At 50.7% G+C, this 12,326-nt stretch carries 10 protein-coding genes; 5 read left to right on the top strand and 5 right to left on the bottom strand.

What is annotated here, in order from left to right; all coding sequences use genetic code 11:
* Positions 1–231: 231 nt before the first annotated feature.
* The 4 genes from LQE92_RS09960 to LQE92_RS09945 form a co-directional block, all read right to left on the bottom strand.
* Positions 232–2,004 carry a sigma-54-dependent transcriptional regulator gene (locus LQE92_RS09960; protein ID WP_231062819.1) on the bottom strand — a complete coding sequence of 591 codons (1,773 nt, stop codon included), beginning with the start codon at positions 2,002–2,004 and terminating at the stop codon, positions 232–234.
* A 68-nt stretch (positions 2,005–2,072) separates the two neighbouring features.
* Entirely contained in the window at positions 2,073–3,932 is a 1,860-nt protein-coding gene (locus LQE92_RS09955; RefSeq protein ID WP_231062818.1) for an ABC transporter ATP-binding protein, read from the bottom strand.
* Positions 3,932–5,659 carry an ABC transporter ATP-binding protein gene (locus LQE92_RS09950; RefSeq protein WP_231062817.1) on the bottom strand — a complete coding sequence of 576 codons (1,728 nt, stop codon included), beginning with the start codon at positions 5,657–5,659 and terminating at the stop codon, positions 3,932–3,934. Before LQE92_RS09950 ends, LQE92_RS09955 begins: the two co-directional genes overlap by 1 nt.
* A gap of 159 nt (positions 5,660–5,818) precedes the next feature.
* Positions 5,819–7,045 (bottom strand): L-rhamnose isomerase, encoded by a 1,227-nt coding sequence (locus tag LQE92_RS09945; RefSeq protein WP_231062816.1) that lies wholly within the window; start codon positions 7,043–7,045, stop codon positions 5,819–5,821.
* A gap of 483 nt (positions 7,046–7,528) precedes the next feature.
* On the opposite strand from LQE92_RS09945, the gene LQE92_RS09940 reads away from it, so the two are divergent.
* Positions 7,529–8,086: a manganese efflux pump MntP gene (locus tag LQE92_RS09940; RefSeq protein ID WP_231062815.1), complete on the top strand. Its 558-nt coding sequence runs from the start codon at positions 7,529–7,531 to the stop codon at positions 8,084–8,086.
* On the opposite strand, the gene LQE92_RS09935 is transcribed toward LQE92_RS09940, so the two are convergent.
* Positions 8,081–8,332: a hypothetical protein gene (locus tag LQE92_RS09935; protein WP_231062814.1), complete on the bottom strand. Its 252-nt coding sequence runs from the start codon at positions 8,330–8,332 to the stop codon at positions 8,081–8,083. The two genes, LQE92_RS09940 and LQE92_RS09935, sit on opposite strands and share 6 nt — an antisense overlap.
* A 109-nt stretch (positions 8,333–8,441) precedes the next feature.
* Here LQE92_RS09935 and LQE92_RS09930 point away from each other — a divergent pair, with 109 nt between their 5' ends.
* The 4 genes from LQE92_RS09930 (at position 8,442) to LQE92_RS09915 (ending at position 12,326) form a co-directional block, all read left to right on the top strand.
* Positions 8,442–8,747: a hypothetical protein gene (locus LQE92_RS09930; protein ID WP_231062813.1), complete on the top strand. Its 306-nt coding sequence runs from the start codon at positions 8,442–8,444 to the stop codon at positions 8,745–8,747.
* Between the two features lie 195 nt (positions 8,748–8,942).
* Positions 8,943–10,106, top strand: a complete 1,164-nt coding sequence (locus LQE92_RS09925) for a leucine-rich repeat domain-containing protein (RefSeq protein ID WP_231062812.1) — start codon at positions 8,943–8,945, stop codon at positions 10,104–10,106.
* Between the two features lie 95 nt (positions 10,107–10,201).
* Positions 10,202–10,900, top strand: a complete 699-nt coding sequence (locus LQE92_RS09920; protein ID WP_231062811.1) for a DNA alkylation repair protein — start codon at positions 10,202–10,204, stop codon at positions 10,898–10,900.
* Between the two features lie 82 nt (positions 10,901–10,982).
* Entirely contained in the window at positions 10,983–12,326 is a 1,344-nt protein-coding gene (locus tag LQE92_RS09915) for a vWA domain-containing protein (RefSeq protein WP_231062810.1), read from the top strand.

Raw genomic sequence — 12,326 nt, 5'->3', positions numbered from 1 at the left:
AATAGAAGCTTGTGAGACGCTTTTTTGCTGTCTCAAAGGGATTCAGATGCTTTTCTTTTGCTGTCTGGCAGAAACAGCTTTGACCGTCTCCCGGATCGTGCGTATTGCTTCTGCCAGAATATGGGAATCTCCTGTTAAGTTCAAAGCATCGCAAGATCAGATAAGTTGGCAATATTGGCCTTTGCACTGCTTTCCGGCATGAAATGGTCAAACAAGACACAATTTAAAGTTTCAGTGGTTCAGTTTCCTCCACAAGGTACTTCGGCTTATCCCGAGGCGCTCTGCGGCTTTTGTCTGGTGCATATTTTCTTCCATCAGGACGAGATTAATGACATCCTTTTCAATCTCATCCAGAGTTTTGGACAGATTCAGGTTCTGCAGCTGTACCGTGTCGGAGGTCCGCTCATTCAGCGCATATTTCACTTCCTTTAAGGTGATGTAAAAAGAAGTGGAGGAAACGGCCAGCTGTTTGACGACACTGTGCAGCTGAAACAGATTCAGTTTCCAGCTGCAGTTTTTAAGGTATTCCAGCGCATCCTGTTCAAATCCGATGATTTCCCTGCCGAGGAGACTGTTGAAATAGCTCAGACACAGTGTGGAGAGGACAGGAATGTCCTCTCTTCTTTCTGCCAGAGAAGGGACATGAAGGATGACACCAGCCAGCTGCTTATACAGGCTGGTGTTATATTCCCGTCCGGCGATCAGATCCTCCGCCGGCAGGGCGGAGGAAGAAAGGACCAGACAGCGGGAGGAGAGCGCTGTGTCCTTCAGATATTCATTCAGGATTCCCTGCATGGCAGAAGACAGCAGATGAACATCCTGAAAAAATATCGTGTAGCCGTTTCCGTTCAGAGGTGAAGCAGAATTCTCCACCAGAGAATTCCAGGCGGACGGTGTGATCAGCTGGCAGTTGATGGAGATCATACTGGAGCTTTTACTCTCTCCGGTTTTGTGGATGTGCTGGGCGATGGTCTCTGTGCCGGAGCCGTATTCCCCATGGATAAAGACAGGAAACTGCCGTGGGCCCAGCTGTCCGATCTTCTTCATGAGGAGGGACATGGAGGAGCAGCCGGTGGCGAGAAGCATCAGATCGTCTTTGTAGGTGTCAAAGGAATCGAAAAGGAGGGTGGGGGCAGAGTGGGATTTTGCGACGATACGGGTCATATAAAACGCATAATAGATTTGGGAATGGAGAGAGATCTTCTTCCCATATATTTGAAACAGCACTTTTTTCTGCCGTTTGATCATTCGCAGTTCCTGTTCCTCATCCAGCCTGGGGATGGAAGAACGAAGTGTTTCTTCCAGGGAAAGGAAAGAGGAATCCTGAGAAAAAATATTGTCATAGAACAGTCCGCCTGCCTGGTCAAAGAGCATGATGCAGATATTTCCATTGTCGATCACAGAACGGAAGATACTGCTGTCTGCCTGGGTCAGGACAATATTCTGATAGTAGTCGATGGCCTTTTGGTAGGCTTTTTCCACGCTTTCTCTGCCAGAAGTAATGAGGATATTCAGAAGTCCGAGCCGGGAAGCCGTTTTGACGGTAATGGAATCTCCCAGAACAAGGGAAACCCCAGACGACTTCAGATCCGATAACTTTTGCTGAACATCTTCTACGGACGTAATCTCCAATATTTCAAAATCCAGTTTCAGGATGTTTTTTAGGAGGGAGGCAGAGGTCGTTATGCTGGAAAAGCCGACTACCGCAAAGGGCATCTGGTACTGTCTGGCAGCCGTGATGGTACGCAGCATATCATAGGCGGAGGTCTCAACCTCCACAATGGGTACGCTGGCTGTCTTCTGAAGCAGCTCTGCCGTGCCTCCTCTGGAGATGATGACATCATATTTGGACGCGGGGAACTGATGAAGATAATGGAGTCCCTGCTCCAGATCCCCTACAAAGACATCAATATCGGCAGAATTTGAAAAAGAAAGGGAAACAGCCTGAAGGGTTTCCTTCAGGCTTTCGTAAGGAGCGATGGCTAAAATCGATGCTTTTTTCATATAATGGTCACCTCATGTTTCATTTTTAAACAGTTAAACCATATCATAAAAAAGCAAATCTTTCAATCTCACTCCAATTCAAACTGTCCGGTATAGAGTTTGTAATACCGGCCTTTCTGCTCCAACAGCTCTTCGTGGCTGCCGCGTTCGATGATCTCTCCGTGTTCCAGCACCAGGATGGCCTTGGAATTGCGTACTGTGGAAAGCCGGTGGGCGATGACGAAGACGGTCCTTCCCTCCATCAGGAAATCCATGCCCCGTTCGATGAGCCGCTCTGTACCGGTGTCAATGGAGCTGGTCGCCTCATCCAGAATGAGGACAGGCGGCTGGGATACGGCGGCCCTGGCGATGGCGAGGAGCTGACGCTGGCCCTGGGAAAGATTTCCGCCGTCGCTGTGAAGCAGGGTGTCATAGCCATTGGGCAGACGGCGGATAAAGGAATCCGCGCCCGCCAGGACGGCAGCCTCCCGGACTTCCTCATCGGTAGCGGACAGGCGGCCGTAGCGGATGTTATCCGCAATGGTGCCGGTGAAAAGATGAGTGTCCTGGATGACGAGGGACAGGGAACGGCGCAGGTCGTCTTTTCTTATGTCTCGGATATCCAGACCGTCATAGGTGATAGTTCCCCGGTCGATTTCATAAAATCGGTTTATCAGGTTGATGATAGTCGTCTTACCCGCTCCGGTGGAGCCGACAAAGGCGATTTTCTGTCCGGGCTTTGCGTAAAGGTCAATATGGGACAGGATGGTCTTCTCCGGCACATACCCGAAGGAGACATCGTGGAAGCGCACATCGCCCCGGAGAGGAATCAGGGTATGACCGCCTTCCGGAAGCGGCTGCTTCCAGACATAGCGTCCCCTGCCGTCAGTGCATTCCCGGAGCGTACCGTCCTCCGCTTCTTCCGCATGGCAGAGGGTCACCGTGCCTTCATCTATTTCCGGCGTCACATCCATCATTTCAAAGATTCGTTCCGCTCCGGAGAGGGCAGCCAGCAGGAAATTCACCTGCTGGGTGAACTGATTCATAGGCATGGCGCTTTGCCTTACGTATACCAGATAGGAAGCCAGACTCCCCAGGTCAATTAAACCGGACAGGGCGAAAAGCCCGCCGACACAGGCGGAGACCGCGTAATTGAAATAGGAAAGGCTTACAATGACCGGAATCATCATGCCGGAATATGTCAGGGCCTTGGTCGAGGATTTTCTCAGAGCCTCATTCCGGCGGCAGAATTCTTCAAAATCCTTTTCCTCATGGTTGAATACCTTTTCAACCTTCTGGCCGGTGACCATCTCTTCCGCGAAACCGCCGATGCTTCCCAGCCATTTTTGCTGTTCCGCAAAATATTTCCTGCTCCGTCTGCCGTTATATTGAATAAATAGAAACATCAATGCCATGAACACCAAAACAATCATGGACAGGCGCCAGTTGAGGATCAGCAGCATGGTGACGGTGCCGGTCACTACTATGGTGCTTTGAATCAGCATGGTGAAGCTGCCGTTTAAAGCCTCGGTGATGGTATCCACGTCATTGGTAAAACGGCTCATCAGCTCTCCATGGGTGTGAGCGTCGAAATAGGACAGAGGAAGGGACTGAGTGTGGACAAATAAGTCATGGCGGATTTCGCTCACCACTTTTTGGGACATCCGAACCATCAGCTGATTGTAGCCCCAGGTGGCCAGGACGCCGGTGAGGTACATGACCGCCATGAGGAGAAGCATCCGGAGAAGGCCGGATACATCGCCTGGCAGGATATAATTGTTGATGACCGGCTTTAGAAGATAAGTCCCCATGATATTGGCCAGGCTTCCAACGGCGGTCAGGAAAATGACAAGGGCCAGAAGGGCTTTGTGCCCGCCCAAATAGTGGAACAGGCGGCGTATGGTCTTTTTTGTGTCCTTGGGTTTTTTATATCCGACGTATCGTGCCATTAGAGACCAACTCCTTCCTGCTGGGAATAATAAAGCTCCTGATAGGTTTGATTGGAAGCCAGAAGCGTTTCATGGCGTCCGGTGGCCTGGATTTCGCCGTGTTCCAGGATGAAAATCTGATCGGCGTGCATCACCGAAGTGATTCTCTGGGCGATGATGATCTTGGTAGTGCCGTTCAGATACCCGGAAAGACCCTCCCGGATCTTTGCTTCCGTAGCAGTGTCCACGGCGCTGGTGGAGTCATCCAGGATCAGGATCTTTGGATGCTTTAGAAGAGCCCTTGCAATACAGAGACGCTGCTTTTGCCCGCCGGATATGTTTACGCCTCCCTGTCCGAGCTCTGTATCGTAGCCTTTGGGAAGCTGGTTTATGAATTCGTCGGCACATGCTATCCGGCAGGCCTCGCGGATTTCTTCTTCCGTGGCGTCTTCTTTTCCCCAGCGCAGGTTATCCAGGATGCTCCCGGAAAACAAGGTGTTTTTCTGAAGGACCATGGCTACGGCATCCCTCAGGTGAGAAAGCGGATATTCACTGACGGGGTGTCCATCGATGGAAAGGGTTCCGGAGGTGACATCGTACAGTCTGGGAATCAGCTGGACGAGTGTACTTTTGGCGGAGCCGGTACCGCCAAGGATTCCGATAGTCTGGCCCGCTTTTATGGAACACGTTACGTCGGATAGGACATATTCTTTGGCCTCGGGGCGGTATTTAAAGTAAACGTGCTCAAAAGAAACTGAACCGTTCGTTATCTGGATATCCCTGGCACCTTCTTCTGTGATGTCGATCTCCTCATCCAATACCTCCACGATACGGCGGCAGGAAGCGAGAGAACGGGTCATCATCATGAATACGTTGGATATCATCATCAGAGAATTGAGCACCTGGAGCACATAACTCAAGAAACCGGTCAGCTGTCCGACCTGCATGTCGCCGACGAAGATCAGATTGCCGCCTATCCAGAGGATGCTGAGGATTGTCGCGTACATGACTAGCTGCATGGCCGGCATGTTGAGGGCAGCCAGGCCGAAAGCCTTTTCCGAGGTGGTGCGGAGGGCCATATTCCCTTCGTTGAATTTTCCAATCTCATAATCTCCGCGGACGTAGGATTTGACTACGCGCACGGCGGTCAGGTTCTCCTGGACGATTCGGTTCACCAGGTCAATGGAGCCCTGCATTTTGGAATAGAGGGGACGTACATTCTTGATGATAAAAAAGAGGAGTGTTCCAAGAATGGGAGACGCCACGCAGAATACCAGCGCCAGTTTCCAGTTCATCAGGAACGCCATGATCAAGGAGATGAGCATCATGATGGGCGCTCTGCAGCCGGGCCTCATGCCGGTAGCCACGGAATTCTGGATGGTGGTAACGTCGCTGGTGAGCCTTGTCACCAAGGAGGAAGTCCGGAAATGATCGATATTGGAAAAGGAGAAGCTCTGCAGCTTTTTATACTCCGCTTTCCGCAGCTCTGCTCCCAGCCCCTGGCCGCAGGTGGCGGAAAATTTGGCGCTGCCGATTCCGAGAAACAGGGAGAGGAGCGCACAGAAGATCATGAGGATTCCTTTCTGGAAAATGATGGCCTTGTTTCCGGTGGCCACGCCGACATCGATGATATCCGCCATGATCAGAGGGATGATAAGTTCAAACGTGCCTTCCAGAGTAATACAGATGACAGCCAGGACAGCGTATGCTTTATAGGGCTTCATATAGGAAAAAAGTCGCTTTAACATAATAATCGTTCCCTTCTTAGGTGTCTTTTCTGAGTGATAGATCAGGACTCCCGTCATTCATTATATTGTAGGACGAAAGCAGAAAGACTTCAAGATTAAAATGCCGAAAAATAAGATACGCCGCGGCATAAAAAGCCGCGGCGTCCGGTTTCTGTTTTATTATTGCAGCTCTGAGATCCAGGTTCTTCCGGGTACGTTCTCCATTTCACAGAACATCTCCCAGACGAAGCCGAAGGGCATGGTCTTGAGTTCCTCATAGTAGGCCAGTCGTTTGGTCAGATTCCCTTCTCTTTCTATCTGGATCAGTTCCTTCGTCGGCTGAAGCAGGGCCAGAAGCAGGGCCTTTCTCGCGTTTCTCGCGCCGATGGCTGTGGCGGCGATCCGGTTGATGCTGGCGTCAAAATAATCCGTGCCGATATGGATCCTGTCCAGAGCGTCGTAGCGGACAATTTCTTCCATGATGGCTTTTGTCTCATCATCCAGCATGACTACGTGGTCACTGTCCCAGCGGACCGGACGGCTCACATGGAGCATGAGCTCCTGCCCGAAAGCCAGGTAGGAAGAAAATTTCGCGGCGATGCTTTCCGTAGGGTGGAAATGACCGGCGTCCATGCAGACGATGCAGTTCTTCTTAGTCAAGGCATAGTTGGTATAAAATTCATGGGAGCCCGGCACATAGCTTTCGCTGCCGAGTCCGAATACCTTGCTTTCCACGGAGTCGATATTATATCGGGAATCGATGGGGTCAGCGAATATCTGATCCAGGGAGTCCTTTAATATCAGGCGGGGAGTCAGCTTGTCAACGGTGTAATCTTTGTTGCCGTCACCAATCCAGTGATTAGTGATGCAGGGCTGATTCAGCTCTTTCCCGAAATATTCTCCGATGCGCCTGCAGCATTTTCCATGGTTGATCCAGAACTCTCGAACTGATTCATCACGGCTGGTCAGAGTATAGCCGCTGTCGGACATGGGATGGGAAAAATAAGTGGGATTAAAATCCAGACCAATATTCCGGCCTTTGGCGAAATCCACCCACTCGGAGAATTCCTCAGGGCCGATTTCATCCCGGTCAATGTCTTTTCCGTGTTTATCCAGGTAGATGGCGTGGAGCGCCAGCTTTGTGGCGCCGGGAATCAGATCCAGCGCCTGGTTCAGATTTGTCATATATTCTTCCCGGTTCTCCGGTTTGCCGGGAGCGTTCCCGGTGGCGGCGATACCGCCGGTCAGGACGGCGTCGGGATTTTCAAAACCCTGCAGGTCGTCGATCTGCCAGCAGTGCACGGAAATAGGTGTTTTTTTCAGGGTTTCCAGAGCCTTGTCGGTGTCCACACCGATGGAAGCGTAAAGTTCCTTCGCGGCCTGATAATTCTTTTCTGTCTGACTCATAAGAAATACCTCCATAATTATGTAGTGAAATTAAGATTCTGAGAAGTAAAACCATCCCCCATAATTAAAGTATCACAGGAACATTTGAAAGTAAATGGAAATATGGAAAGACCATGGAAAAAGCCCGCCTGCATTTGATTGACAAATGAGAAGCCTCCGGTTATAATACACGGAGATAAGGGAGTAATTGGCGCCTGCGGTGTAATGAAGTCAACATACTGATGAGCCTGGGATGCGGGCTGTCTGGCTTTGTTTTAAATGATGAGACTTATCTGTACATTTGTACAGATGGGTCTTTTTTGTATAATAAGAAGTCCGCAGGACTCCTATTATATGGAAAAACGCAAGGCGCCGGGTGCACACGATGTAAAGAGGAAGACGGCTTTGCGGGATTCTTTGGCCCCACAAGATTCTTTATCCTGCCAGTCGTACGTATATTTAAGATAGTATGGCTGCGGGCGAACAGGAAGGAGAACGATACATATGGCTATTTGGGAATTGTTTTTGATCGCGGTGGGATTGTCCATGGACGCGTTTGCAGTGTCTGTCTGTAAGGGGCTTACAATGCAGAAAATGTGCTGGAAAAATGCACTGCTGGCCGGCGTCTATTTCGGGGGCTTTCAGATGCTGATGCCGCTCATAGGGTATTTTCTTGGAACCGGATTTCAGGATAAGATCGTCCATATCGACCACTGGATCGCTTTTATTCTTCTGGGAGCCATCGGAGCCAATATGATCAAGGAGTCTTTTTCCAAAGAAGAAGAGATGGACTGTTCCTTCGGGTTCCGGACCATGCTCTTATTGGCAGTCGCCACCAGCATTGACGCTCTGGCGGTGGGCGTGACCTTTGCCTTTCTGAAAGTAAACATCCTGATGTCAGTGTCCCTGATTGGGATCACCACCCTCTGCCTGTCGGTGGCGGGCGTTCTGGTGGGAAATGTCTTTGGGAGCAAATATAAATCCAAGGCAGAACTCGCAGGCGGAATAATCCTGATTCTGATGGGGACAAAGATACTGCTGGAGCATTTGGGGATTCTATAATAATACCTTTGAAGTCCGCTTCCATCCAGACGGGTCACTGGAAGCCGTAACCAGAATCTTTGCGGCCTCCGGTCGGTCCTTTCCAACTAACATGGATAAATCGATATTTTTCCATGTCACAATCCAACAAAAATCCGCATGATATGCGATTTTTGCCTCCCTTCGGCCGGGAAGATTCTGCCAACGCCTTTGCGGCGCTCCCCTTACGATGGAGTCGGATTCTTCCTCCTGCTCCTCTTCCCGCACCGAAATAACCTCCAGTTTGTTTTGAAAGCCATTGGAGCGGCCACGGAAGCCCGCTGCCGTAAGGCGTGCGGGCCCTGGGGATATCCGATCCTTTTCTGGAATCAGGAAAATGGAAAACATTCATAACGGTGCGGCAGAAAGAAAACCGGCAGAACGATTCCGGGCCGGCCTAAAGGAGAGCGCCGCAGGGCAGCGGCCGGTGTTCCCCAGGCGGAGGGAGGCAAAAACGGAAAATCCGATTCCGTTTTTGAGCGAACAGGAGACGGGAAATCATAAAGATTTCCTGTCGACATGTGAGCGGTACTGCCAAAGCGGGGATAAAGCGGCCCCTGCATCGCCAGCGAACCGAAATCGTGACGGCTCGGAACTTCTGCCGGTGCTGAACTGGAGCTTGATTGGAGTTAACTATAAATGATTCCAAAAAGTATTTAGTATCATACCTTTTAAACAAACGTATTTCCATAACTAGAGGAGACAGGAAGGAATCCGTTTCTGGAATCAGGAAAATGATGAACATTCATAACAGTGCGGCGGGCAAAAAAACAGCAGAATGATTCCAGGCCGGCGAACCAAAATCGTGACGGCTCGGATTGGGAAAGGAATGCTTGTAATGGAATGGATTTATGCCAGGATGGCAGACGGAATCCGCATATGCGGAGCTTTGGGGGAAAAGGACAGGCTGGAGGTTCCGGAGGAGATCGGAGGATGTCCGGTGACGGAGATCGGTCCGTATGCTTTTTCCGCTTCGGAGACGCCGCGGAGGTTCCTGATGGAGGAAACAGCCCGCTGCCGGGAAAAGGATGAAGGCATCTTTGAGAAGGCAGATGCGGAGAAAACAGCAGGGATGCAGAGAGCGGTAAAAGGAGACAGGCTGTCAGCTGTTTCCCTGCCGGATACAGTGAAGGTAATCGGGGATTACGCTTTCTATGGATGCGGGAATCTGGAGACCATATCATTCACGGACTCGTTGAAACGGATTGGAAGCGGCGCGTTAATGGGATGCAGCGCGGTGAAAGAGCTGAGAGTTATCAGGAAAAGAGAGGGGGCCATGAGCCTCTGTCAAATGCTCTCGGAGCTTCGGTATGCTCTGGCGGTGACGATACAGGAACGGGACGGAGAAATCCGGCTGATATTTCCGGAATATTATGAGGTTTCTGTGGAGAATATTCCCGCCAGGATCTTTGAAACGCACGTTCATGGTACCGGCTACCGCTACCGTCAGTGCTTTCGGGGCGGAGAAGTTGATTATCGCACATACGACGGGCTGTTTTGCCTGGCGGTGAGCCAGGAACCGGCGCAGGTGGTGACAGAGCTGGCCTTGAGCCGCCTCCGATACCCGAAAGAGCTTTCGGCAGAGGCAAAGAACGGATATCTTTCGTATTTCAGCTCCCATGTCCGGGAAGCGGGGGAATATCTTTTAAAACAGGACGATCTGGATTCCATCCGTCTGATAGCGAAAGAGGGAGGATTTGGAATGGACGCCCGGGAAATGGAAGAGGTTTCCTTGCCCGCTTATGGGACAGAGGATGAGCCGCCCGCGGACGGCGCCGGGGATTTCTATATGGCTTCCCTCGGAGAAGGCGGATTTGGAGGAAGTCCGGTAGATAAGGCTGAGTCCTATAGGCTGAGAGAAACGGCAGAACATAAAGCTGCCATAGACGTCATGCTGGAAATGGCAGGGCAGATGGGGAGGACGGAATGCCTGGGATTTTTGATGGATTTCCGGCATAGAAAAGGAACAGGAGACAGGGCGAAGAGAGTATTTGAATTGTGACGGCCATATGGCGGACTGACTTGAAAGCGAAGAGAAAATAAGGCATAATAGAAGCAGACGGCGTTAAGATACTTTGGACAGAAAGAGGGAAAAAAATGCTTAAAGAGCTGAGGAAAACACTGCTTGATAAAGCGGACGGCGGATACAAAGAATTCAACGACAGGCTGGTTCCGGGCACGGGGAAGACCATCGGGGTCCGGGTGCCGGATGTGAGGAGTGCGGCCAAGGCCATAGCCAGAGAAGATTTCAGCCAGTTTTTGACAGAGATCGAGGAGGCGCTGCCGGAAAGCCTATATCAGGAAGAGCTGATGGTACAGGGGATGGTGATCGGATACGCCAAAATGTCCCTGGAAGAGCGTTTTTTACATCTGGACGTTTATGTTCCCCGGATCAACAGCTGGGCGGTATGCGACTGCGGAAACGACGCTCTTAAATTCATGGCGAAAAATCCAGAGGAGAGCTTTGCGTATGTCTGCAAATATCTGGAAAGTCAGAAGGAATATGAGGTCAGATTCGCAGTCGTGACATTAATGCAGTATTTTACCACAGAACCCTATATTGACAAAGTCCTGGAAATATACTGCCGGGTCAGCCATGAGGGTTATTATGTGAAGATGGCGGTGGCCTGGGCGGTCTCCGTTTGTTATGTGCGGTTTCCGGAAAAGACCCGGATGGTTTTGGAGCGGCGGGAGCTGGAATCCTGGACCCACAATAAGGCGATTCAGAAGATCAGAGAGTCGAGAAGAGTCTCTCCGGAAGAAAAGGAAATGCTGAACCGGCTGAAAGTAAAATAACGCACTGTAAAACGGTGTACTGGTGTGACCAGTACACTGTTTTAAGCTATGAACCGAGTTTAAACTGCCTGGAGGTAAAACGATGTCGAAGGAGCTTACGGAGAAATGGGACCGCATTGGGAAAGAGATTTTGGAAACAGCCAGGAATGAGCTGTATCTGAATATGAGATTTCTGGACCTGGCGCTTTGCAGCCTGTCCTTTCTTTTGGATACAGAAGTAAAGAGAGCCGGGACCGACGGCTGCGCTGTTCATTTTGAACCATACGCCCTGGCGGAGCTTTATCAGAGCGACAGGCGTTATTTAAACCGGTTGTATCTGCATATGGTGTTTCACTGCCTTTTCCGCCATTTGACCAGAAGGGGAAAGCGGAGGGAGGATTATTGGAATCTGTCCTGCGACATTGCCATGGAATCCATTATTGACGGACTTTTAAAACGCAGCGTCCGGCGGGCCGTCGATCCGGTGCGGAAAGAGACTTATGAGATGCTTGAAGGCCGGCTTGAGGTATTCACGGCGGAAGGGATCTACCAAGTGCTGATGGAGCAGAGGCTTACAGAAAAGCAGATGGAGCGTTTAGAGCAGGCATTCTGGGTGGATGATCACAGCTTCTGGCCGCGGGAGGAAAGCGGGGAGCCGCCGGAACTCAAAGAGCAGCTGGAACAGAAGTGGCAGGATATCGCAGAGCGGACAGAGACCAGGATGGAGACGATCGGAAGAGATCAGTCGGAGGAATCGGGGAATCTTTTGGACCAGATTAGGGCGGAGAACCGGAAACGCTGTGATTACCGGGCTTTCTTAAAAAAATTTGCCGTGCTGCGCGAAGAGATGCAGGTGGACACGGATTCTTTTGATTATGGGTTTTACAGCTATGGCCTGAGACTTTACGGCAATATGCCGCTGATCGAACCTCAGGAATTTAAAGAAGTGAAGAAGATACAGGACTTTATCATAGCGGTCGATACTTCCATGTCCTGTTCCGGCGAGCTGATAAAGAGCTTTCTTTTCGAGACCTATGGGATCCTTTCCGAGACGTCCAGCTTTTTTAAAAAGGTGAACGTCCATATCATTCAGTGCGACGAAGCGGTCCGCTCGGATGTGGAGATCACCTGCGGAGAAGAACTGGCGGATTATATGGAGAATCTTGAGATTCGTGGAGGAGGAGGCACGGATTTCCGCCCGGTGTTTTCTTATGTAGAAGAACAGAAGGAAAAAGGCAGGTTCGGCAGCCTGAAGGGCCTTCTGTATTTTACAGACGGCCGTGGGATATTCCCGAAGAAAAGGCCGGACTACGATGTGGCGTTCCTGTTTATGGAAGAGGACTACAGTGACGCTGCCGTACCGCCCTGGGCCATCAAGCTGATCCTGGAACCTGAGGACCTTAAGCCGGAAAGGAAACGGCTGGACAAACATATCAGATTTGTATAA

The organism is Lientehia hominis (assembly GCF_021044755.1).
Taxonomy (GTDB): Bacteria; Bacillota; Clostridia; order Lachnospirales; family Lachnospiraceae; genus Lientehia; species Lientehia hominis.
The sequence above is the reverse complement of the archived record's forward strand: the minus strand, read 5'-3'. Positions and strand labels throughout refer to the sequence as shown.